The 21479-nt window shown below is 66.2% G+C and carries 22 protein-coding genes; 9 read left to right on the forward strand and 13 right to left on the reverse strand.

Features of this window, described 5'->3' with window-relative positions; all coding sequences use genetic code 11:
• The first annotated feature begins 28 nt into the window (after positions 1-28).
• The 4 genes from atpA (at position 29) to AEB_RS14310 (ending at position 4363) form a co-directional block, all read left to right on the forward strand.
• Positions 29-1558, forward strand: a complete 1530-nt coding sequence (gene atpA / locus AEB_RS14295) for a F0F1 ATP synthase subunit alpha (RefSeq protein ID WP_119083741.1) — start codon at positions 29-31, stop codon at positions 1556-1558.
• Between the two features lie 124 nt (positions 1559-1682).
• The gene (locus AEB_RS14300; protein WP_119083742.1) at positions 1683-2558 is read left to right on the forward strand and encodes a F0F1 ATP synthase subunit gamma; all 876 of its coding nucleotides are present in this window, start codon (positions 1683-1685) and stop codon (positions 2556-2558) included.
• A gap of 24 nt (positions 2559-2582) precedes the next feature.
• Positions 2583-4040, forward strand: coding sequence for a F0F1 ATP synthase subunit beta (gene atpD, locus AEB_RS14305; protein WP_119083743.1), 1458 nt, complete (start codon positions 2583-2585; stop codon positions 4038-4040).
• 65 nt (positions 4041-4105) lie between these two features.
• Positions 4106-4363, forward strand: coding sequence for an ATP synthase F1 subunit epsilon (locus tag AEB_RS14310; RefSeq protein WP_119083744.1), 258 nt, complete (start codon positions 4106-4108; stop codon positions 4361-4363).
• Positions 4364-4457: 94 nt separating this feature from the next.
• Here the strand turns inward: AEB_RS14310 and AEB_RS14315 are convergent, their stop codons facing one another.
• Together AEB_RS14315 and AEB_RS14320 are read right to left on the reverse strand one after the other, a co-directional pair.
• Positions 4458-4742, reverse strand: coding sequence for an HNH endonuclease (locus AEB_RS14315; RefSeq protein WP_119083745.1), 285 nt, complete (start codon positions 4740-4742; stop codon positions 4458-4460).
• A gap of 64 nt (positions 4743-4806) precedes the next feature.
• The gene (locus AEB_RS14320; RefSeq protein ID WP_119083746.1) at positions 4807-5709 is read right to left on the reverse strand and encodes a DMT family transporter; all 903 of its coding nucleotides are present in this window, start codon (positions 5707-5709) and stop codon (positions 4807-4809) included.
• Positions 5710-5911: 202 nt separating this feature from the next.
• Between AEB_RS14320 and AEB_RS14325 the strand changes: the two genes are divergently transcribed.
• Positions 5912-7429 carry a CpaF family protein gene (locus tag AEB_RS14325; RefSeq protein ID WP_119083747.1) on the forward strand — a complete coding sequence of 506 codons (1518 nt, stop codon included), beginning with the start codon at positions 5912-5914 and terminating at the stop codon, positions 7427-7429.
• Between the two features lie 29 nt (positions 7430-7458).
• On the opposite strand, the gene AEB_RS14330 is transcribed toward AEB_RS14325, so the two are convergent.
• Complete coding sequence (locus tag AEB_RS14330) at positions 7459-7689, reverse strand: hypothetical protein (protein WP_119083748.1); 231 nt, start codon at positions 7687-7689, stop codon at positions 7459-7461.
• A gap of 73 nt (positions 7690-7762) precedes the next feature.
• On the opposite strand from AEB_RS14330, the gene AEB_RS14335 reads away from it, so the two are divergent.
• Positions 7763-8677, forward strand: a complete 915-nt coding sequence (locus AEB_RS14335; protein WP_119083749.1) for a DMT family transporter — start codon at positions 7763-7765, stop codon at positions 8675-8677.
• Between the two features lie 226 nt (positions 8678-8903).
• Here AEB_RS14335 and AEB_RS14340 read toward each other — a convergent pair whose 3' ends face one another.
• The 8 genes from AEB_RS14340 to AEB_RS14375 form a co-directional block, all read right to left on the reverse strand.
• Positions 8904-9497 (reverse strand): DUF938 domain-containing protein, encoded by a 594-nt coding sequence (locus AEB_RS14340; protein WP_119083750.1) that lies wholly within the window; start codon positions 9495-9497, stop codon positions 8904-8906.
• Complete coding sequence (locus tag AEB_RS14345; protein WP_119083751.1) at positions 9494-10183, reverse strand: NAD(P)H-binding protein; 690 nt, start codon at positions 10181-10183, stop codon at positions 9494-9496. Before AEB_RS14345 ends, AEB_RS14340 begins: the two co-directional genes overlap by 4 nt.
• The gene (locus AEB_RS14350; protein ID WP_119083752.1) at positions 10176-11336 is read right to left on the reverse strand and encodes a deoxyguanosinetriphosphate triphosphohydrolase; all 1161 of its coding nucleotides are present in this window, start codon (positions 11334-11336) and stop codon (positions 10176-10178) included. Before AEB_RS14350 ends, AEB_RS14345 begins: the two co-directional genes overlap by 8 nt.
• Before the next feature lie 70 nt (positions 11337-11406).
• The gene (locus AEB_RS14355) at positions 11407-12102 is read right to left on the reverse strand and encodes an aspartate/glutamate racemase family protein (protein ID WP_119084655.1); all 696 of its coding nucleotides are present in this window, start codon (positions 12100-12102) and stop codon (positions 11407-11409) included.
• Between the two features lie 87 nt (positions 12103-12189).
• Positions 12190-13647: an NAD(P)(+) transhydrogenase (Re/Si-specific) subunit beta gene (locus tag AEB_RS14360; protein WP_231958751.1), complete on the reverse strand. Its 1458-nt coding sequence runs from the start codon at positions 13645-13647 to the stop codon at positions 12190-12192.
• Between the two features lie 188 nt (positions 13648-13835).
• Complete coding sequence (locus AEB_RS14365) at positions 13836-14120, reverse strand: NAD(P) transhydrogenase subunit alpha (protein ID WP_119083754.1); 285 nt, start codon at positions 14118-14120, stop codon at positions 13836-13838.
• A gap of 38 nt (positions 14121-14158) precedes the next feature.
• Positions 14159-15280 (reverse strand): NAD(P) transhydrogenase subunit alpha, encoded by a 1122-nt coding sequence (locus AEB_RS14370; protein WP_119083755.1) that lies wholly within the window; start codon positions 15278-15280, stop codon positions 14159-14161.
• Between the two features lie 19 nt (positions 15281-15299).
• Complete coding sequence (locus tag AEB_RS14375) at positions 15300-15392, reverse strand: aa3-type cytochrome c oxidase subunit IV (protein WP_231958752.1); 93 nt, start codon at positions 15390-15392, stop codon at positions 15300-15302.
• 160 nt (positions 15393-15552) lie between these two features.
• Between AEB_RS14375 and AEB_RS14380 the strand changes: the two genes are divergently transcribed.
• Both AEB_RS14380 and AEB_RS14385 read left to right on the forward strand, forming a co-directional pair.
• Complete coding sequence (locus AEB_RS14380) at positions 15553-16971, forward strand: sigma-54-dependent transcriptional regulator (protein ID WP_119083757.1); 1419 nt, start codon at positions 15553-15555, stop codon at positions 16969-16971.
• A 149-nt stretch (positions 16972-17120) separates the two neighbouring features.
• A complete protein-coding gene (locus AEB_RS14385) occupies positions 17121-17765 on the forward strand; it encodes a hypothetical protein (RefSeq protein ID WP_119083758.1) in 645 nt (214 codons plus the stop codon).
• Positions 17766-17768: 3 nt separating this feature from the next.
• Here AEB_RS14385 and folP read toward each other — a convergent pair whose 3' ends face one another.
• Positions 17769-18881: a dihydropteroate synthase gene (gene folP, locus AEB_RS14390; RefSeq protein WP_119083759.1), complete on the reverse strand. Its 1113-nt coding sequence runs from the start codon at positions 18879-18881 to the stop codon at positions 17769-17771.
• Positions 18882-19048: 167 nt separating this feature from the next.
• A complete protein-coding gene (locus AEB_RS14395; RefSeq protein ID WP_119083760.1) occupies positions 19049-20176 on the reverse strand; it encodes a site-specific DNA-methyltransferase in 1128 nt (375 codons plus the stop codon).
• Between the two features lie 486 nt (positions 20177-20662).
• Here AEB_RS14395 and AEB_RS14405 point away from each other — a divergent pair, with 486 nt between their 5' ends.
• Positions 20663-21340, forward strand: coding sequence for a sulfotransferase family protein (locus tag AEB_RS14405; RefSeq protein ID WP_119084657.1), 678 nt, complete (start codon positions 20663-20665; stop codon positions 21338-21340).
• Positions 21341-21479 lie beyond the last annotated feature (139 nt).

The following is a 21479-nucleotide window of genomic DNA, read 5'->3' on the forward strand; positions in this document are numbered from 1 at the left end:
CCGCAAAGGCTGATGAAAGGCAAACCACATGGAAATCCGCGCCGCAGAAATCTCGAAGGTCATCAAGGACCAGATCGCCAATTTCGGCACCCAGGCTGAAGAAAGCGAAGTCGGCTCCGTCCTCAGCGTGGGTGATGGCATCGCCCGCATCCACGGCCTCGACAAGGTCCAGGCCGGCGAAATGGTCGAATTCGCCAACGGCGTTCAGGGCATGGCGCTGAACCTCGAAGCCGACAATGTCGGCGTCGTGATCTTCGGCTCCGACGCCGAAATCCGCGAAGGCGACAGCGTCAAGCGCACCGGCACCATCGTGGACGTTCCCGTGGGCAAGGGCCTGCTCGGCCGCGTGGTCGACGCGCTCGGCAACCCGATCGACGGCAAGGGCCCCATCCAGGCCGACCGGCGTGCCCGCGTGGAAGCCAAGGCCCCCGGCATCATCCCGCGCAAGAGCGTGCACGAGCCGGTGCAGACCGGCCTCAAGGCGATCGACGCGCTGGTGCCCGTCGGCCGCGGCCAGCGCGAACTGATCATCGGTGACCGCCAGACCGGCAAGACCGCCGTCGCCATCGACACCTTCATCAACCAGAAGGGCGTCAACGCGGGCGATGACGAGAGCAAGAAGCTCTACTGCATCTATGTCGCTGTCGGCCAGAAGCGCTCCACCGTGGCGCAGATCGTCCGCCAGCTGGAAGAAAACGGCGCGATGGAATATTCCATCGTAGTCGCCGCCACCGCGTCGGAGCCCGCGCCGCTGCAGTACCTGGCACCCTACACCGGCGCTGCCATGGGCGAATTCTTCCGCGACAACGGCATGCATGCCGTGATCGTGTATGACGACCTTTCGAAGCAGGCGGTCGCCTATCGCCAGATGTCGCTGCTGCTGCGCCGCCCGCCGGGCCGTGAAGCCTATCCGGGCGACGTGTTCTACCTGCACAGCCGCCTGCTGGAGCGCGCGGCGAAGATGAGCGACGAAATGGGCGCCGGTTCGCTGACCGCCCTGCCGATCATCGAAACGCAGGCTGGCGACGTGTCGGCCTACATCCCGACCAACGTGATCTCGATCACCGACGGGCAGATCTTCCTCGAAACGAACCTGTTCTACCAGGGCATCCGTCCGGCCATCAACGTGGGCCTTTCGGTGAGCCGCGTGGGCGGTTCGGCACAGACCAAGGCGATGAAGAAGGTCGCCGGCTCGATCAAGCTGGAGCTGGCGCAGTATCGCGAAATGGCCGCCTTCGCGCAGTTCGGCTCGGACCTCGATGCCGCCACGCAGAAGCTGCTCAATCGCGGTGCACGCCTGACCGAGCTGCTCAAGCAGAAGCAGTTCAGCCCGATGCCCTTCGAAGAGCAGGTTCTGTCGATCTACGCCGGCACCAATGGCTATCTCGACTCCGTCCCGGTGAACCAGGTGACGGATTACGAGCAGGCGATGCTGAGCTTCATGCGCAGCGAGCATGCCGACATCCTCGGCGAAATCCGCAGCACGCAGAAGTTCGAAGGCGAAGTGGCCGAGAAGACCAAGGCGGCGCTCGACACCTTCGCCAAGCAGTTCGCCTGATCGCAGGAAGATTGAACACCAACCCCTCGTCATCCCCGTGCAAGCGGGGGTCCAGGGCAGCAAGGCGCAAGATCGCGCTGGATTTCCGCCCTCGCGGGAATGACGAAACGGGAGCTTAAGACGAGTGGCAAGTCTCAAGGAACTCAAAGGTCGGATCAACTCGGTCAAGTCGACCCAGAAGATCACCAAGGCCAAGCAGATGGTTGCGGCGGCAAAACTGCGCAAGGCGCAGGCCGCCGCCGAAGCTGCACGCCCCTATGCCGAACGGCTGGCGGGCGTGATGGCCAGCCTCGCCGGCAAGGTAGCGGGGCAGGACAATGCTCCGCTGCTGCTCAAGGGCACCGGGTCGGATCAGCGCCACCTGCTGGTGGTGGTGAACACCGACAAGGGCCTGTGCGGCGGCCTCAACTCCAACATCGTCCGCGCGGCGCTGCGCAAGGCGCGCGAGTTGGTGAATGCGGGCAAGAGCGTGGAGTTCTATCTTGTTGGTCGCAAGGGCCGCGCACCCATCAAGCGCGCCATGCCCGAAAAGGTCGGCCATCACTTCGACACGTCGGAGGTTCGCAATCCCGGTTTCGAGGAAGCCGAAGCGATCGCAAGCGAGCTCGTGACGATGTTCGAAGCCGGCAAGTTCGATGTTGCCCATCTCGTCTATCCGATCTTCAAGTCGGCGCTGGTGCAGGATCCGACGGTGCAGCAGATCCTGCCCGTCCCCGCCCCGACCGCGGTTGCCGACACCGGCGGCGCGGTGGTGGAATATGAACCGGGCGAGGAGGAAATCCTCGAAGACCTGCTGCCCCGCTATCTGAAGACGCAGATCTTCGGCGCGCTGCTCGAAGTCTCCGCCTCGGAACAGGGCGCCTCGATGACGGCGATGGACAACGCCACGCGCAACGCGGGCGAGCTGATCCAGAAGCTGACCATCCAGTACAACCGCAGCCGCCAGGCCGCGATCACCACCGAACTCATCGAAATTATTGCTGGCGCAGAAGCGCTCTAAGGCATCGAAGGCAAGGAAACCACCATGGCCACCGCACCCGTGCTCAACCAGACCACCAATGGCACCATCAGCCAGGTCATCGGCGCTGTCGTCGACGTGACCTTCGAAGGCGAGCTGCCGCCCATCCTCACCGCGCTGGAAACGAAGAACGGCGAAAACACGCTGATCCTCGAAGTCGCCCAGCATCTCGGTGAAAACACCGTGCGCACCATCGCCATGGACGGCACCGACGGCCTCACCCGCGGCCAGCCGGTGACGAACACCGGCGCGCAGATTTCCGTGCCCGTCGGCCCGAAGACGCTCGGCCGCATCATGAACGTGGTCGGCGCGCCGATCGACGAGCGCGGTCCCGTGGGTGCGGAGCAGACCGCGCCGATCCACGCCAAGGCTCCGGAGTTCATCGAACAGTCCACCGAAGCAGCGATCCTCGTCACCGGCATCAAGGTGATCGACCTGCTCGCCCCCTATGCCAAGGGCGGCAAGATCGGCCTGTTCGGCGGTGCCGGCGTGGGCAAGACCGTGCTGATCCAGGAACTGATCAACAACATCGCCAAGGGCCACGGCGGCGTGTCCGTCTTCGCCGGCGTGGGTGAGCGCACCCGCGAGGGCAACGACCTCTATCACGAATTCCTCGACGCCGGTGTTATTGCCAAGGACGCGGAAGGCAATGCGACCTCCGAAGGGTCCAAGGTGGCGCTGGTGTTCGGCCAGATGAACGAGCCGCCGGGGGCCCGCGCCCGCGTGGCCCTGTCGGGCCTGACCATGGCGGAATATTTCCGCGATCAGGAAGGCCAGGACGTGCTGTTCTTCGTGGACAACATCTTCCGCTTCACCCAGGCGGGCTCGGAAGTGTCCGCGCTGCTCGGCCGTATTCCTTCGGCCGTGGGCTATCAGCCCACCCTGTCCACGGACATGGGCGCGCTGCAGGAACGCATCACCTCCACCACCAAGGGTTCGATCACCTCGGTGCAGGCGATCTACGTTCCCGCGGACGACTTGACCGACCCGGCCCCGGCAACCTCCTTCGCCCACCTCGACGCGACCACCACGCTGAGCCGCGCGATCTCCGAGCTGGGCATCTACCCGGCCGTGGACCCGCTCGACTCCACCTCGCGCGTGCTCACGCCGGCCGTCGTCGGCCAGGAGCACTACGAAGTCGCTCGCAAGGTCCAGGAGACGCTGCAGAAGTACAAGTCGCTGCAGGACATCATCGCCATTCTGGGCATGGACGAGCTTTCCGAAGAGGATAAGCTGACCGTCGCCCGCGCGCGCAAGATCCAGCGCTTCCTCTCCCAGCCGTTCCACGTGGCCGAGGTGTTCACCAACATCCCCGGCAAGTTCGTGCAGATCGAAGACACGGTGAAGTCGTTCAAGGCCGTGGTCGAAGGCGAATACGACCACCTGCCCGAGAGCGCCTTCTACATGGTCGGCGGCATCGACGAAGCGGTCGAGAAGGCCAAGAAGATGGCTGACGAAGCCTGATGACAATCTCCCTCCCCCTCGCGGGGAGGGACGCCCTCCTGCAAGGGAGAGGCAAAGGAAGTGAAATGGCACTGCATTTCGAACTGGTGACCCCGGCCAAGCTGGTCCGCTCCGAAGAGGTCCACATGGTGGTCGTCCCCGGCAGCGAGGGCGAGTTCGGCGTGCTGGAGGGCCACGCCCCCTTCATGTCGACGATCCGCGATGGCGCGGTGCAGGTGTTCCGCACCGCAGGCGCCGCGCCCGAAGTGATCGAGGTCCGCGGCGGCTTTGCCGAAGTGGGCGATAGCGGCCTCACCATCCTCGCCGAACACGTCGAGGGCTGACACTCGCCTTGCGCGGGCGGCCCTGCGCCGCCCGCCGCTCCTCCCACCTGAATTTCCTGACAATGCGCCAGCCGGCCCTGCAGGCCACCAGCCCCTAACGCGGCTTGCGCGTGGGGGCGTGAAAGTCGGGCGGCTTGTCCGCCACCCACTGCACGAACCGCGCCAGCGCTTCCCGCTCGATCAGCCGGTCGCGGGAGCCTCCCAGGCGCGCCAGTTCCGCATTCGTGAAACTGGCATGGATCGCGCGGTGGCAGATGGGATGCACCGGCACGGTTTCCCGTCCCCCCTTGGCCTTGGGCACCGCATGATGCGCCTGCACGCGCCGCCCCAGCGGTCGGCCGCAGAGCCAGCAGGTTCCATCTTCAGCGCCGCTCGTCATGCACCTGCGCCTGTGAGAAGAACTGGGCCACCGCATCCATGCGGTTCCAGCCCCCCACCGATGGTCACACCCCCTCAGGCGGCTGGCGCACCTTGCCCTGAGCCCAGAGGACCAGCCCCGCGCCGATAATGATCGCCGCGCCGAGCAAGGAGATTGCGTCGGGCGCCTCGTTGAAGAAGAACCAGCCAATTACGGAGGCGACCAGCAACTGGCCGTAGGTCATCGGCGCCACCGTGGCGGCGCCGGCCTTGGCGGTCCCCATGTAGATCAGCCAGTGCGCCACGCTGGCACTGACGGCAATAAAGGCGCAGCGTGCCAGCACCGTCCAGTCCGGCCAGTGCATCTGCAATTGCGGAAGGCCACTGAGATGCCCCAGCACGGTGGCGATCACCAGGAATACAGAGGCCGTCATCGCGATATAGGCCTGCATGGCCAGCACGCTGGCCGAATGTGCAGCCGCGCGATTGGCGATCATCAGCATAGCCATCGAGCTGGCGGCGAGGAGCGGAAACAAAACCGCCCAGCCCACCACGGCGAAATTGGGCCGCAGCACGATCACCACGCCGACAAAGGCGGCCAGCGTGCACAGCACTGCCACCGGGCGCAGCCGTTCTCCCAGGATCAGCACGGCGAGCAGCGCGGTGATCATTGGCTGGGTGAAGGTGATGGTCGTCGCCTCCGCCAGCGGCATCAGCCACACGGCGGTGAACATGCCGAAGGTGGCGAAGCAGACAGACAAGCCGCGTACCCACTGGATCCGCGCCTTGGGCATGCGGAACAGCGCACCCACCCCTTCCCTCGCGGCCAGCATGCCGCAAAGGCCGATGGCCGCCAGCACATAGCGTGTCGCGCCCATCGCGGTGGGCGGCCACAGCCCGGCCATGCTCTTCACGATCGCATCACCGATCGAGAGGGTGCTGAACCCGGCAAGGGCATAGAGCAGCCCCGCGCGGTCCGATTGCTGCATGTCAAAACCCCTGTCGGTGTGGAAGGATCAGCCGCCCGGAACGGGCACCCGGGCCGGACCATGAGGGCTGGCCCCGGCGGCGTCAATCCGGCGCTGGCCGCCGATCGGCAGCGGAATCCCCACACAATTAGGGAGTTATCAAAGTTTCAACCTTACTGATGCGTTCACATCGCAGCCGGCCCACCGCGGAGGAAGAAGACTGATGAGCGCTTTTGGACGCAAGAACGGAGTGAGCGGGATGATGCCAGGGGCACGCCCGAGCTTCGGCGTGGCGCGGCCGATGAAAGGTCCCACTCCCCCGTCGCGCGACGCCAGCGGATCCGCCTCGGACGATCAGTTTCCCCCGATTCCCTCCGATGTGCCCGCACCCTCGCAGGGCGGGCGCAACGGCGATGCCATGGCGCGCCTGGCGGACCGCGCCAATGCGGTGAACGAATCGCAATCCGAGGTCGGGGGCTTCGAGGCCAGCGTCCACAAGATCAAGGAACAGGTGTTGCCGCGCCTGCTCGAACGCGTGGACCCCGAGGCGGCGGCGACGCTTTCCAAGGAAGAGCTGTCGGAAGAATTCCGCCCGATCATCATGGAAGTGCTGACGGAGCTCAAGGTCACGCTCAACCGGCGCGAGCAGTTCGCTCTGGAAAAGGTGCTGATCGACGAATTGCTCGGCTTCGGCCCGCTGGAGGAGCTGCTGAGCGACCCCGAAGTGTCCGACATCATGGTCAATGGCCCAGACCAGACCTACATCGAAAAGAAGGGCAAGCTGCAGATCGCCCCGATCAAGTTCCGCGACGAGCAGCACCTGTTCCAGATCGCCCAGCGCATCGTGAACCAGGTGGGCCGCCGTGTGGACCAGACGACGCCGCTGGCCGACGCACGCCTGAAGGACGGCAGCCGCGTGAACGTGATCGTGCCGCCGCTCAGCCTGCGCGGCACCGCGATCTCCATTCGTAAGTTCTCCGAAAAGCCGATCACGCTGGATATGCTGCGCGATTTCGGTTCGATGGACGATGCGATGTGCACGGCGCTGAAAATCGCCGGCGCCAGCCGCATGAACATCGTCATCTCCGGCGGCACGGGCTCCGGCAAGACGACCATGCTCAACGCCTTGTCCAAGATGATCGACCCGGGCGAGCGCGTGCTGACGATCGAGGACGCGGCCGAACTGCGGCTGCAGCAGCCGCACTGGCTGCCGCTGGAAACCCGCCCGCCGAACCTGGAAGGCCAGGGCGCCATCACCATCGGCGATCTGGTGAAGAACGCGCTGCGTATGCGCCCGGACCGGATCATCCTGGGCGAAATCCGCGGCGCAGAATGCTTCGACCTGCTGGCGGCGATGAACACCGGCCACGACGGCTCGATGTGTACGCTCCACGCCAACAGCCCGCGCGAATGCCTGGGCCGTATGGAAAACATGATCATGATGGGTGACATCAAGATCCCGAAGGAAGCGATCAGCCGCCAGATTGCCGAATCGGTGGACCTGATCGTGCAGGTGAAGCGCCTGCGCGACGGTTCGCGGCGCACCACCAACATCACCGAGGTAATCGGCATGGAAGGCGATGTGATCGTCACCCAGGAGCTGTTCAACTTCGAATATCTCGACGAGAGCGAGGACGGGAAGATCCTGGGCGAGTTCCGGAGTTCCGGCCTGCGCCCCTATACGCTGGAAAAGGCCCGGCAGTACGGCTTCGACCAGGCCTATCTGGAGGCCTGCCTCTAACTGGCAGCAGGCACAGTTCCTGCCGGGGATCAGGCGCCTGCCCAGCCCTTCAGCGCGATCAGCAGCAGCGTCGCCGCAGCGAAGCTGGCAGCCATGAAGATGCCCGTCCAGGGCACCCAGCCGACGGAATCGATCCGCCGCCGCTTCAGCCGGCGCCGTTCCGCGATCAGCGCGGACAATGCCAGGATCAGGCAGGCACCGGCCCACAGCGCCGCGAATGTGGCATCGCTGGCGAAGCGCAGGAAGGCGGGCTCGTGCATCGGCGCGCATATGGCGGCGCCCCTCCGGGCGGGCAATGCTTGATCGCCTCTCCTGCCCGGCTATGGCGGCGCCATGCAAGCCGCCCCCGGCCATCGCCCGCTGCTCGCCCTGCTGATCCGGCTGGGCGCGATCGCTGCCCTGGCGACCATGTCCGCGCTCATCAAGCTGGCTTCGGAGCGCGGCATCCATCTGGCGGAGATCATCTTCTGGCGCCAGTTTACCACCATCCCGATCCTGCTCTGCTGGGTGCTGGCCACCACCGGGCTTGCGACGCTGGGGACGCGCCGGCCGCGAACCCATGCAATTCGTGCGCTCTATGGGCTGGTGGGCATGATGCTCAATTTCGGGGCGGTGATCCTGCTGCCGCTGGCAGAGGCAACCACCATCAATTTCTCCGTGCCGATCTTCGCCGTGATCCTCTCCGTGCTGCTGCTGAAAGAGCCCGTGGGCATTTGGCGCTGGTCCGCCGTGGCGCTGGGCTTCACGGGGATCCTGCTGATTACCCAGCCGGGCAGCGGCCATGTCCAGCTGCTCGGCGCGGCAGTGGCGCTCGGCGGCGCCTTCATGGTGGCGCTGATCTCAATCCAGATCTCGGATCTCAGCCGCACGGAAAAGCCCATCACCATCGTGTTCTGGTTCGCGGCGATCAGCACGCCCATCGCTGCCCTGGCCCTGCCCTTCTATGCGGCGCCGCATGGCTGGCAGGACTGGGCGCTGCTGGGGGCGATCGGCGTGGCGGGGTCCGTCGGTCAGTTGCTGCTCACCGCGGCGCTCCGGTTCGGCACTGTCGCCAGCGTGATCGTGATGGATTACTCGGCGCTGTTCTGGGCAACGCTCTATGGCTGGCTGCTGTTCGATCGCCTGCCGCCCGCCAGCACCTGGCTGGGCGCTCCGCTGATCGTGGCGGCGGGGATCACGATCGCCTGGCGAGAACATCGTCTCACTCGCCCCACCGCGCGCGATCTCGCGCGGGTGGAGGGAACCTAGCGGGCCCTTGCTCGTTAACCACGCAAGCCCGGCGCCCCTACTTACTCGTGCTTCAGCGGGTGAGTGGACGCCGCGCCGGACACTTATCTTGAAGGCGGACAGACCGCTTTCGGCGGAGCGCAGCGTTTACGGATGCCCGCGTGGAGGCCCTTGGCCACGCGCGGGAACTGCCCCCGCTCAGGGTCGCAGGGTGCCCGTCGGAGAAATCCGGCGGGCGCTTCTGCATTCAGCGCCGGCGATAGATCAGCATGATGTTGTTGGCCGGCAAGGCGGCACGTCGGCTGCGCGCCATCCCGGCCTCTGCCGCAAGATTGTCCATCCACTCGGTGCTTCGCAGGCCCCAGCGGGGATCGCGCGCCTTAAGGCTGCGATCGAATTCCAGGTTGGATGGCGCCGTTTCGACCCCCGGTTCAAGATAGGGCCCATAAAGGATCAGCGGCGCACCGGGCGGGAGCAGGCGCGCGGCACCGCGCATCAACCCCTCGGCGGATTCCGGCGGGCTGATATGCACCATGTTGATGCAAACCAGCGCATCCGCATGCTCGACCGGCCACTCGGGCGCCGCAGCATCAAGCGCGAGCGGCGGCAGGAGATTGGGGAGACCCCGTTCCTCCCGCCACGCCGCAATGGACTGCCGGGCGGCCGCGTCCAGGTCGGTCGGTTGCCAGCGCAGCGCCCGAAAGCGGCCGGCAAAATGCACGGCGTGCTCGCCCGTGCCGCTGGCGATTTCCAGCACCAGCCCCTCGGCCGGCAACTCCTCGGCGAGGATGTCTGCAATCGGCTCGCGATTGCGCAAGGCGGCGGGTGCGGATCGCTTCATCGGCCGTTGTCCTTCTGGATGGCGAGACGGCAGATCGCATCATGCTCATGCACGAAGCGCCCCGCTGCCCGCTGCCGCAGGCAGCCCAGCGCGGCACCGGCGACATTGCGTGCCGTTACGGAGCGGTACTTGCGGCGGCTCCCCTGCATCAGCAGGTCGGCCAGCGGGCTCACCACTCCGCCCAATCGCTCCAGCCAGCGGGTTTCCCCGCTTCGCGCACCGCGCAGCAGGCCGGGGCGCAGGATGTCGAGCCGGCGGAAGCGTAGGCGAGTGAGGGCATCTTCTACCTCGGCCTTGGTGCGCAGATAGAGCTGCCTTGCGGCACGATCCGCGCCCACGGAGGAGATCAGCACGAACTGGCTCGCCCCCGCGTCGCGCGCCGCGCGGGCGACGGCGAGCACCAGATCGTGGTCCACCGCGCGGAAAGCCTGCTCGTCCCGGCCCGCCTGCCGCCAGGTGGTGCCGAGCGCGCAGACCACCGCCTCGGGCGCGATGGCGGCGATGGCCTGCGTCCAAGAGGTGTCGGGCGCGACCAGCATCTCCATCCGCCCCCCGCGCGGCAGCGGCTGTTCGCGCCGGGCGAGGGCCACCAGCCGGAGGTCGGGCATGGCGACCGCCTGCTCCATCACGCAGCCGCCCACCAGCCCGGTCGCCCCGACCAGCAGCACCCGCCGCGGGTCAGACATTGGACAGGCCTTCGGGCACTTCCCCGAAGATGCGGCGGTGCTGCTCCATGGCATAACGATCGGTCATGCCGGCGATGAAATCGGCAATATGGCGACTGCGCGCCGGTTCCTCATCCGGCAGATGCTCCCTCCACCCGGCGGAAAGCAGCGCTGGGTCGGCACGATAGGCAGCGAACAGCCGGGCGATCACGCTATGCGCTCGCTCCGCCGTCGCCTTCTGCTCCTGATGGTAATAGAGCCGTTCGTAGAGGAAGGCCTTCAGCTTGCGCTCTTCCGCCGCCATGCCGGGGGAGAAGGCGGCAAGCGGGCGACCGGCGGCGCGCACAGCCTGCGCCGAGGCCATGTCGGCGGCATTGCCCCGCGTGGTCTCGATAAGATCGTTCACCATCAGGCCGATCTGGCTGCGCACCAGCTCGCGCAGCAACAGCTGGCGATCCTGACCAGGAAAGAGTCGCTCGATCGCGCGCCACTGGTCGGCGACGAAGTCCAGCGTCAGCAGATCGTCCAGCTGCAGGAAACCGGCGCGCAGGCCATCGTCGATGTCGTGATTGTCATAGGCGATGTCGTCCGACAGAGCGGCGATCTGCGCCTCCAGTGAGGCGTGGCTGGCAAGCTCCAGCGGAAAAGCCGCGTCCAGCTCCGCCAAGGCCCATGCGGGCGTGAGGATCGGGCCGTTGTGCTTGGCGATCCCTTCCAGCATCTCCCACGTGAGGTTCAGCCCCCGATGGGTGCAATAGGGGCTCTCCAGCCGCATCAGCACGCGCAGGCAATGCTCGTTATGGTCGAAGCCGCCCTGCGGCTCCAGCGCCGTGTCCAGCGCGGTCTCCCCGGCATGGCCGAAGGGGGGATGGCCGATGTCATGCGCAAGGCACAAGGCCTCGGTCAGATCCTCGTCCACCCCCAGCGCGCGGGCGGCCACGCGGCCGATCTGCGCAACCTCCAGGCTGTGGGTCAGGCGGACGCGGAAGTGATCGCCATCGGGCGCGATGAAGACCTGCGTCTTGCCCGCCAGGCGGCGGAAGGCGATGGAATGGATGATCCGGTCGCGATCGCGCTGGAAGGCGCTGCGCGGGCCGCGTGCTCCATCGTTCGGTTCGGGAAATTCCCGCCCGCGCGTTGCGGCGGGATCGGCGGCATAGGGCGCGCGGTGCATGCCCGCTCGCTAGGCGGGGGCCACGCGCTTTACAACGTGAACGGATGCAGAACCGCGACGGATCGCCTGGTCAATCCGATCCGAGGATCCATTCGGCCGCCGCCTCGGCATGGATATGCGTGCTGTCATAGATGGGCAGCACATTGGCGTCCACATCCACCACCAGTTCCAGCTCGGTGCAGGCCAGCACAATCGCCTTGGCGCCTTCCTGTTCGAGCACGGTGATCATGGTCTTCAGCTTGCGTTCGGCATCGCGGGTGGCCTTCCCCACGATCAGCTCGTCATAAATGATCCGGTCCAGCGTCTCGACATTGGCCATGTCCGGAGGAAGCAGGTCCACGCCATGTGCCACCAGCCGGCGGCGATAGAAGCTTTCCGTCATCACATTGCTGGTGCCGATCAGCGCCGCCGTCTCCACTCCATCGGCTTCCATCCGCTGACCCACGCATTCGGCGATATGGATCACGGGCACGGACACCGCCTCTGCCACGCGGTCATAGACGCGGTGCATGGAATTGGCGCCGATCGCGATGGCACCCGCGCCGGCATTCACCAGATTCTGCGCAGCGGCGATGAGAATTCCGGCCGCGCGGTCCCAGTCCGCCTCGTCCTTCAGCGCGCAGAGGTTCGAGAAATCGAGGCTCTCGATCACCAGCGGGGCGCTGGTGTGGCGATCCGTCCTCTGCTGCACGATGCGGTTGATGTGCTCGTAATATGTGCGGGTCGAAACCCAGCTCATCCCGCCGATAAGCCCCAGCTTGCGCAAATTCATTCCCCTCGGTGGCTGATCGCCAGCGCTCCCAGGCGCCGCCAGCGAAGCCGACCCTAACGCAATTGGAGTGCCCGCGAAAACCTACTCCGCCAGTGCCTTGTTGATTTCCTCGACCATTTTCTTCGCGTCGGACAGGAGCATCATCGTCTGGTCGAGGTAAAACACTTCGTTGTCCACCCCGGCATAGCCGACGCCGCCCATGCTGCGCTTGATGAACATGATCGTCTTGGCCTTATCCACGTCGAACACCGGCATGCCATAGATCGGGCTGGATTTGTCGGTCTTCGCGGCCGGATTCACGACGTCGTTCGCGCCGATGATGAAGGCCACGTCCGCCTGCGCGAATTCGCTGTTGATGTCCTCCAGCTCGAACACTTCGTCATAGGGAACATTGGCTTCGGCCAGCAGCACATTCATATGCCCCGGCATACGCCCTGCGACCGGGTGGATGGCGTATTTCACCTCCACCCCTTCCTGCTTCAGCAGATCGCCCATTTCGCGCAGCGCATGCTGGGCCTGCGCCACCGCCATGCCATAGCCGGGGATGATTATGACCTTTTCGGCCTGCTCGAGCATGAAGGCCGCATCATCGGCGCTGCCCTGCTTGTAGGGCCGCTGCTCCCGCGGACCCCCTGCAGCGCCTGCCGCGCTCGAATCGGCACCAAAACCACCCGCTATCACGCTGATGAAGCTACGATTCATTGCCCGGCACATGATGTAGCTGAGGATCGCGCCCGAACTGCCGACCAGCGCGCCGGTGATGATCATGGCCGTGTTGTGCAGCGTGAAGCCCATAGCCGCCGCCGCCCAGCCCGAATAGCTGTTCAGCATCGAGACCACGACCGGCATGTCTGCCCCGCCGATCGGGATGATCAGCAGGAAGCCGATGGCAAAGGCCAGCGCGACCACGATCCAGAACAGTGGATTCTCGCCGGGTCCGCCGACTGGCGAAATGGTGAACAAGGCGGTGAGGACAAGGATCGCAAGCAGCGTGCCCAAATTGATGACATGCCGCCCCGGCAGTAGGATCGGCGAACCGGACATGTTGCCGTTGAGCTTGGCAAACGCGATCACCGAACCGGAGAACGTGATCGCGCCAATCGCCGCGCCGAGTGTCATCTCGATACGGCTCACAGTGAGGATATCGCCGCCGGCACCGAGGATGCCGAAGGCGTCGGGATTGAGGAATGCCGCGACGGCGACGAGCACCGCTGCGAGGCCGACCAGCGAGTGGAACGCGGCGACGAGTTGCGGCATCGCCGTCATGGCGATGCGCCGCGCGGTCGTCAGCCCGATGATCGCGCCGATGGCGATGGCGGCGAGGATTTCGCCCGCAGTGGCCCAGTCCGGCACGTAAGCGATGTCATCGAGCGAAAGAATGCGCCGCTCGTAGGGAAAATGCGTGACCAGCGTCGTCACCACCGCGATCAGCATGCCCGCCATGCCGAAGCGGTTGCCCGCGCGGCTGGTTGCCGGCGAGGAGAGCCCGCGCAGGGCGAGGATGAACAGCACGCCGCTGACCAGATAGGCGAGTGCCACCCAGGGGTTTACTGCGTGGGCGGTGGCGGCCGGGGCGGCGTGAGCGGGTGACGACGCGCAGGCGGCTAAAACGATGAACGTCACCCCGGACTTGATCCGGGGTCCAGCGCCTTGGAGTCGGGGGGGCGAAGCAAGCGGGGCCCCGGCTCGGGGGCCGGGGCGACGAAGGAGAGCGGACGCGCTGCGCATCACTTGCGCTCCTTCTTCTTGTACATCGCCAGCATCCGGGCAGTGACGGCGAAGCCGCCGAAGATGTTGACGCTCGCCAGCACCACCGCCGCCAGCCCCAGCCATTTTGCCCCCGGCACGCCGGCGGCCGCCGCGGCAATCAGCGCGCCGACGACGATGACCGAGGAAATTGCATTGGTGACCGCCATCAGCGGGGTGTGCAGCGCCGGCGTGACCGACCACACGACATAATAGCCCACGAAGCAGGCCATCACGAAGATCGACAGGATGCTGATGAAGTCCATGGGCTACTCCCGGTATGCTCCCCTGGCCGACACCCTGCTCATCCCGCCAGCCTTTCGTTCACCACCTTGCCGCCCTGGGTCAGGCGAACGGCGCTGCCGATCTCCTCGTCGAGCACGGGGCGGCCCTGCTCCTTGTCCCAGAAGGCGGAGAGGAAGTTGAACAGATTGCGTGCGAACAGCGCGCTTGCATCGGCGGCCAGATGGCTGGGCGTGTTGGCATAGCCCATGATGGTGACGCCATGCCGCTCCACCAGCTGGTCCGCCACGGAGCCTTCCACATTGCCGCCCTGCGCCGCCGCAAGATCGAAGATCACGCTACCGGGCCGCATGGAGGCCACCTGCGTGTCCGTGATCAGGCGCGGCGCCGCCCGGCCGGGGATCAGCGCGGTGGTGATGACGATATCCTGCTTGGCGATGTGGGCGGACACCAGCTCGGCCTGGGCCTTCTGGTATTCCTCGCTCATTTCGGTGGCATAACCGCCGCTGCCCTCACCCTCGATCCCGGCCACGCTTTCGACGAAGATCGGCTTGGCGCCGAGCGACTGGATCTGCTCCTTCGTGGCGCTGCGCACATCGGTGGCCGAAACCTGCGCACCCAGCCGCTTGGCCGTGGCAATCGCCTGCAAGCCCGCGACACCCACGCCCATCACGAAAACGCGGGCGGCGGACACGGTGCCCGCTGCCGTCATCATCATCGGAAAAGCGCGGCCATAGGTATTGGCGGCGGCCAGCACGGCCTTGTAGCCGGACAGGTTAGACTGGCTCGAGAGCACATCCATGCTCTGCGCCCGGGTGATGCGCGGCATCAGCTCCATCGACAGCGCTTCGAGCCCCGCATCGGCATAGGCGCGCACCCGCTCCCCCTGTGCGAAGGGATCGAACAGCGCAGCCACCCATGCGCCGGCGCGCACGCCCGCCAGCGCCGAAGGATCGGGCGCCTGCACGGCGAGCACGATGTCGGCGTCCTTCACCACCGCGGCCGCGGTGCCAAGCGTCGCACCCGCATCGGCAAAGGCCGAATCGGCAACCGAGGCGGAGAGGCCCGCCCCGCTTTCCACGGCCACATCGGCGCCGAGGCCGATGAATTTCTTCAAGGTTTCGGGGGTGGCTGCCACGCGGCGCTCCCCCGCTGCCGTTTCCTTGAGGACCGCGATCTTCATTTCCCGGTCCCCCTGCCCGTCAGGCGATCAAATAGACTACGATGGCCACGATCACCACGATGACCGGGACGGCCCACTTGATCATCCCGACGAAGCCCTCATACGTCTTCATCGCAGCGTTCATGTCATTGGCGGCCATTTATCCTTGCCCCTTAGAAAATTTCTGTCCCCGCTGCTCTATCGCCCGACAGGCAGCCGCTCAAGCTGCTTAATCGGCTCTTTACTCCCGGTGCGTAAGGAAGCGGCTCCGACAGGCTCAAGGTAGGGGACGCATGGCCGAGCCCGAACAGCGTTTGCTGATGTTGATCGATGACGAGCCGGCGCAGAGCCGGCTGATCACTGCGCTCGCCGCGCGCGAGGGGTGGCGCACGATCGTCGTGCGGGATTCCGAAACGGCCATCGCCACGCTCGGCACCCGCCAGGGCATGCAGCTTTCCGCGATCATCCTCGATCAATGGGTGCCGGGTGACCAGGCCGCAGCCCTGATCGAGGAGCTGAAGAGCCGCCGCCCCGCCTTGCCGATCCTCATGCTGACAACCAGCACCTCGCCCCAGCTGGCGGTGGAGGCGATGCGCGCCGGCGCCACCGACTATCTGGTAAAACCGATCGCGCCCGATCGGATGATGCAGGCGCTGCGCAACACCACCACGCGCGAGGCGCCGAGCGACGAACTGACGCCGCTGACCGAGAAAATGCCCGCGGTGCTCGATTTCGACGCCATGGTGGGCACTGCCCCCACTTTCCGCGATGCACTCGCCAAGGCCGCCAAGGCGGCGCGCGGGCATGGCGCGGTGCTGATCGAGGGGGAAAGCGGCACGGGCAAGGAGATGCTCATCCGCGCGATGCACGGCGCCTCGCCCCGCGCCAAGGCGCCGTTCCGCATGATCAGCATCGCGGGCGTGCCGGCCAACAGCCTCGAATCGGTGCTGTTCGGCCATGAGAAGGGCGCCTTCCCCGGTGCCTTCGACCGGCAGGTGGGCGCGCTGCAGAATTGCGACGGGGGCACTCTGGTGCTCGACGAGATCGATCGCCTCTCGCTCGAACTGCAGGATCGGCTGGCCGAGGCGCTGGCCGCCCGGCAGGTGCGCCCGATCGGCGCCAAGCACAGCTTCAAGGTGGACGTGCGGGTGATCTCCGCCAGCAATTTGCCGCTCACGGATCTGGTGGCGACGGGCCATTTCCGGCAGGATCTGCTCGATCTCATTTCGCCCACCGCCATCACCCTGCCGCCGCTGCGCGGCCGGGCCGGCGACATCCCCGCCCTCACCCGCCACTTCCTCGCCCGTATCGGCGAACAGCCGGGCCTGAGGGAACTGGGCATCACCGATGGAGCGCTGCATCTGCTCTCGGCCTTCGACTGGCCGGGCAATGTCCGCCAGCTGCAGGCGGTGCTGTTCCGCGCCGCGGTGTTCTGCGACGGCAATGCCCTGACGGCGGAGGATTTTCCGCAGCTCAGCGAAATCATCGGCGAAATGCGCGAGAACCCGCAGCCGATGCAGGAGAGCGGCGGCGTGCAGATCTATGCGGCCGACGGCCATCTGCGCCCGCTGGACGAAATCGAGGCCGACGTTATTCGCCTGGCGATCGGCCACTACCGCGGCCGGATGACCGAAGTAGCCCGCCGCCTGGGGATCGGCCGCTCCACCCTCTATCGCAAGCTGAGCGACCTGGGCATCGACAACGCGGCGTGACGTCACGCCGCCATGGTGCGATGCCGCCTGTTCCAGCCTGCGCCATGCCGTCATGGAAGCTTGACCTCCGGGGCGATTTTGCGCCACGCGGGCCGCACAAAGGCGCGGGACTTAGCGCCGCCCTTGATGCAGGAACCCCCGGCCGTCTGATGCGCTTGACCAAGATGCTCCGCCTGGCTCACCCGATGATGCTGAGTGTTGCACTCGGCCTGGTGGCCTGCCACGGCCAGCAGGGCGGCGAAGCGGGTGCGGGGCTGGCGACATCGACCGAGACGGAGGGGCCTTCCACGCCGCTGCCGATGGGGCCCGCGGGGCATGGCATGATCGGCCCGGTCGCCTATACCTTCGATGACGAAGAGCTGACGCGCACCGAAGTGCAGCTGCCCGTGCCTCCCCGGTACCGCGACGAGGTCTGGGCAGTGAAGCTGATCCCGCGCGAACGGGCGGAGCTGCTGGGGCAGGTTGCCTGCCGCTATGGTGATTCAGCGCGGGACGAAGTCTGCACCGTCGAAGATGAAGCGGGGTTGGCGCTGGCGATGCTGGAGCGGCCGATCGCGGATTATCGCAAGAACTTTGCCGACAGCGGCTTCGGCGAGGAGCAGCTCGGCTCTGTCGAGATCGGCGGCCGGATCGGGTTCCGCTACACCGCCAGCGGTGAGAACGGCGGCGTGGAATACAACTTCCTTCCCGTCGCCGGGCGTACGCTGATGATCGCGCGGAAGACAGAGCCCGACGCAGCTGCGGCGAACAATGCGATTGGCGCGGTCGTCGCCGGGCTGCGGCTGGAGGACTAGCGCTCAGGCCGGCAGGCCGCCGAAATCGGTGAGCGCCGCATCGCGCAGCCCCCGCCACACATTGCGCGCCTGCACCGTGTCATGCACGTCATGCACCCGCAGCAGCTGGCATCCCGCCTCCATTCCCCGCAGCGCCAGTGCGACCGAGCCGCCGAGGCGGCGATGCGCCGGCGCCTCGTTCGACAGGGCGCCGATCATCCGCTTGCGGCTGGCCCCCAGCAGGATCGGCTGGCCCAGCGCATGGAACAGCTCCAGCCCGTTCAGCAACGCAAGGTTTTCCGCCATGCTCTTGCCGAAGCCAATGCCGGGATCGAGGATCACCTTTTCGCGCGCAATTCCCGCCGCGACGGCGCGGTCTCGCGCCGCCCTCAACCAGTCGAACACGTCGAGCAGAACGTTGGCATAGGCCCCGCCCGAATGGAGATCCTCGCCATCGCCCGGCGCATGCATCAGCACCACCGGCGCGCCACTGGCCGCGGCAAAGCCCAGGCTGCGCGGATCATGGCGCAGGGCGGACACATCGTTGATGATATGCGCCCCGGCGGCCAGCGCCGCCTCCATCACTGCCGGGCGCCGCGTGTCGACGCTGACTGCCGCGCCCATGGCGACGCAGCGTTCGATCGCCGGCACCACGCGGCGGATCTCGTCACCCTCCCACACCGCCGCGGCGCCCGGCCGCGTGCTTTCGCCGCCCACGTCCACGATCGCCGCCCCGGCCTCCAGCATCGCGCCGGCATGGGCCTGTGCTTCCGCTGCATCATCGAGGAACTTGCCGCCGTCCGAAAAGCTGTCGGGCGTGACGTTGAGGATGCCCATCACCTGCGGCTGGTTCAGCGGGATCACCCGCTCCCCCAGTTGCAAGGAGGCGTGGACGCGCGCGAGGTCGGCCCATTGCGCCTGCGCCTCCTCCACCAGATGCGCCGGCAGGCCGGCAATCGCCTCCGCCATGGCTGATGCGGTCGCGAGAATGCGATCTGCCACCCGCCCATCGCGCCGCAGCAGCAAGGCGAATTCGCGCGCATAGGCGAGCGAGCCGCCCAGCCGCACAGCGTCACCTTCCACCGCCTGCGGGCCGGTGACGAGGGTGATCGGCTGGATATAGATCTGCTCGGCCATGGGCTTATCCTGGAACACGCTGGAACACGCTGGAACAGGGTTCATGCACAAATAATCTTTGCCAACAATCGCCCCTAACCAGCTGTTTTAGCAGGAAGGGGTGAAAGAGGCGCATCGCCGGCCCGCATAGGGCCGACCCCTGCTGTAGGACAGACCCGCGCCCCGGCTCAATCCTCCACGGACAGCAGATAGAGCTGGCGCAGCGCGTCGATCGGCTTGGCCTGTCCATCCTGCTCCACATGCCAGAAGGTCCAGCCGTTGCAGCTTGGCGCGTCCTGCAGCACCTTGCCCACGCCGTGGATCGAGCCGACTTCCTTCCCGCATTCGATGGAACCATCCACCCGCACCCGGGCGGTCCAGCGGCGCTTGCGATCGAACAGTTCGGCGCCCGGAGCGAGGAAGCCCGCCTCCACCAGCGCACCGAAGGCGACGCGCGGCGCATCCTTGCGGCTCTGCATCGTGCGCAGCGCACTTTCATCCAGCGGCAGCTGCTTTTCGATCCGCTTCAGCGCGATCTCGCGATAGAAGTCCTCCCGCTCGCAGCCGATCCATTGCCGGCCAAGCCGCTTCGCCACCGCGCCCGTGGTGCCCGTGCCGAAGAAGGGATCGAGCACCACGTCGCCCCGTTCGGTAGTGGCGAGCAGCACGCGATAGAGCAGCGCTTCCGGCTTCTGCGTCGGGTGGGCCTTGTGCCTCCCCTCCTTCAGCCGTTCCTGCCCGCTGCAGATGGGGAACATCCAGTCGCTGCGCATCTGCAATTCGTCGTTCAGCGTCTTCATTGCGCGATAGTTGAAGTGATACTTCGCCTTCTCGCCCTGGCTGGCCCACAGCAGGGTTTCATGCGCATTGGTGAAGCGCGTGCCGCGGAAGTTGGGCATGGGGTTGGCCTTGCGCCACACGATGTCGTTGAGGATCCAGAAGCCCAGATCCTGCAGGATGGCGCCCACGCGGTAGATGTTGTGATAGCTGCCGATCACCCACAGCGAGCCATCGGGCTTGAGCACGCGGCGCGCCTCCGTCAGCCATTCGCGGGTGAACTGGTCATAGGCGGCGAAGCTGTCGAACCGGTCCCACTCGTCGGTCACTGCATCCACATGGCTGCCGTCGGGCCGGTTGAGATCGCCGCCGAGCTGGAGGTTATAGGGCGGGTCGGCAAATACCAGGTCAACGCTCGCATCGGGCAGGCTGCGGATCGCTTCCACACAATCGCCGGGCAGGATTTGCCCCAGCGGCAGCACCACCGGCGCCGCGGCCACCTCCGCCTGCGGCGGCCTGATCTTCGTAAGTTGCCCCATGCTGTCTCGTTCCGTCCCTGATTTATCCACAGGGTGAGTCAGCGGAGTCCGCAGGTCAAGCGGCGATTTTGCCGCAGGTCGGCGGCCGGAATCCACATTTTGCAGGGAACGAAAGGAGTCCCCCACATCATCTGGAGTCGCAGGCGCAGAACGGGACTCGATATATGGGGGTGTGGCGCGAAGGACTCGGGTCTCGATTTTGCGTGCTTGCCGGGAGGTGCGGGTGCGCGTCCTTCGACAGGCTCAGGACGAGCGGGACTGGTGATGCGCCCTCTCTCCTCCGCTGCCGCCCACTTTCCTCGTCATCCCCGCGCAGGCGGGGATCCAGAGCAGACAGCCCCGGGCTCTCACTGGATTCCCGCCTGCGCGGGAATGACGAAGGGTCTGATTGGTTCTTCGTCGAAATGGCGATGTGTCCCGATGAAATAGTATGTTCCGCCGCACCCCGCATGCTATTCACGGGGCGGGATCATCGGGGGGATGAACATGGCATTGGACGTCATCTGTGCCGGCCTTGGCAGGACGGGCACGCTTTCGCTCAAACTGGCGCTCGAACGATTGGGCTTTGGCAAATGCCACCACATGGTGGAAGTGCTGGCGGATGTGCGCCGGCTGGCGCCCTTGTGGGAACAGGCCGCTGCGGGGCAGCCGGATTGGGACGCGATCTTTGCCGGCTTCGCCTCCACCACCGACTATCCCGCCTGCCGCTTCTGGGAGCAGCTGGCGCAGTATTACCCGCAGGCCAAGATCGTGCTTTCGGTGCGCGATCCGGATTCCTGGTTCGATTCCGTCAGCAAGACGATCTTCGCCCCGCCGCATATGGCCTTCTTCGGGCAGACGGCGATCGGCGGGGTGATGCGCGATACGGTGTATGACACCTTTGGCGACCGGATCGGCGATCGCCAGTTCATGACCGACTGGTTCCGCGCCTGGAACAGCGCCGTGATCGAGCGCGCACCGGCGGACCGGCTGCTGATCTACGAAGTGAAGCAGGGGTGGGAACCGCTGTGCGAGTTCCTGGGCGTCCCCGTGCCGGCCGAGCCCTTCCCCCGCGTCAACAGCTCCGAAGACATGCAGGAAGGCCTCGATTTCGCCGAGCCCCCGCCGCCCGAGGGGCTGGAGGCAATGGGCAAGGGCTATCTGGCGCAATTGCGGGCTGGGTAGGCTTAGGTCGCGGGCTTCAAAGCGCGTCCTTCGACAGGCTCAGGACGAGCGGGGGTGGTGGTGGCGCCGCTAAGGGCAAGGCGCCGCGCCGCCCTCCTGAGTCATCCCCGCGCAGGCGGGGATCCAGAAGCGGCCCGCT

The sequence above is a fragment of the Altererythrobacter sp. B11 genome (assembly GCF_003569745.1).
Taxonomy (GTDB): domain Bacteria; phylum Pseudomonadota; class Alphaproteobacteria; order Sphingomonadales; family Sphingomonadaceae; genus Croceibacterium_C.

Bases quoted from the DNA above. Each gene is read 5' to 3' on its own strand.
- AEB_RS14375 (WP_231958752.1), bottom strand. From the start codon at position 15,392: ATGAAGACGTATGAGGGCTTCGTCGGGATGATCAAGTGGGCCGTCCCG.
- AEB_RS14345 (WP_119083751.1), bottom strand. From the start codon at position 10,183: ATGTCTGACCCGCGGCGGGTGCTGCTGGTCGGGGCGACCGGGCTGGTG.
- atpA (WP_119083741.1), top strand. From the start codon at position 29: ATGGAAATCCGCGCCGCAGAAATCTCGAAGGTCATCAAGGACCAGATC.
- AEB_RS14370 (WP_119083755.1), bottom strand. From the start codon at position 15,280: ATGAAGATCGCGGTCCTCAAGGAAACGGCAGCGGGGGAGCGCCGCGTG.
- AEB_RS14365 (WP_119083754.1), bottom strand. From the start codon at position 14,120: ATGGACTTCATCAGCATCCTGTCGATCTTCGTGATGGCCTGCTTCGTG.
- AEB_RS14350 (WP_119083752.1), bottom strand. From the start codon at position 11,336: ATGCACCGCGCGCCCTATGCCGCCGATCCCGCCGCAACGCGCGGGCGG.
- AEB_RS14320 (WP_119083746.1), bottom strand. From the start codon at position 5,709: ATGCAGCAATCGGACCGCGCGGGGCTGCTCTATGCCCTTGCCGGGTTC.
- AEB_RS14395 (WP_119083760.1), bottom strand. From the start codon at position 20,176: ATGGGGCAACTTACGAAGATCAGGCCGCCGCAGGCGGAGGTGGCCGCG.
- AEB_RS14330 (WP_119083748.1), bottom strand. From the start codon at position 7,689: ATGCACGAGCCCGCCTTCCTGCGCTTCGCCAGCGATGCCACATTCGCG.
- AEB_RS14340 (WP_119083750.1), bottom strand. From the start codon at position 9,497: ATGAAGCGATCCGCACCCGCCGCCTTGCGCAATCGCGAGCCGATTGCA.
- AEB_RS14310 (WP_119083744.1), top strand. From the start codon at position 4,106: ATGGCACTGCATTTCGAACTGGTGACCCCGGCCAAGCTGGTCCGCTCC.
- AEB_RS14335 (WP_119083749.1), top strand. From the start codon at position 7,763: ATGCAAGCCGCCCCCGGCCATCGCCCGCTGCTCGCCCTGCTGATCCGG.
- folP (WP_119083759.1), bottom strand. From the start codon at position 18,881: ATGGCCGAGCAGATCTATATCCAGCCGATCACCCTCGTCACCGGCCCG.
- AEB_RS14405 (WP_119084657.1), top strand. From the start codon at position 20,663: ATGGCATTGGACGTCATCTGTGCCGGCCTTGGCAGGACGGGCACGCTT.
- AEB_RS14385 (WP_119083758.1), top strand. From the start codon at position 17,121: ATGCGCTTGACCAAGATGCTCCGCCTGGCTCACCCGATGATGCTGAGT.
- AEB_RS14325 (WP_119083747.1), top strand. From the start codon at position 5,912: ATGAGCGCTTTTGGACGCAAGAACGGAGTGAGCGGGATGATGCCAGGG.
- atpD (WP_119083743.1), top strand. From the start codon at position 2,583: ATGGCCACCGCACCCGTGCTCAACCAGACCACCAATGGCACCATCAGC.
- AEB_RS14315 (WP_119083745.1), bottom strand. From the start codon at position 4,742: ATGACGAGCGGCGCTGAAGATGGAACCTGCTGGCTCTGCGGCCGACCG.
- AEB_RS14380 (WP_119083757.1), top strand. From the start codon at position 15,553: ATGGCCGAGCCCGAACAGCGTTTGCTGATGTTGATCGATGACGAGCCG.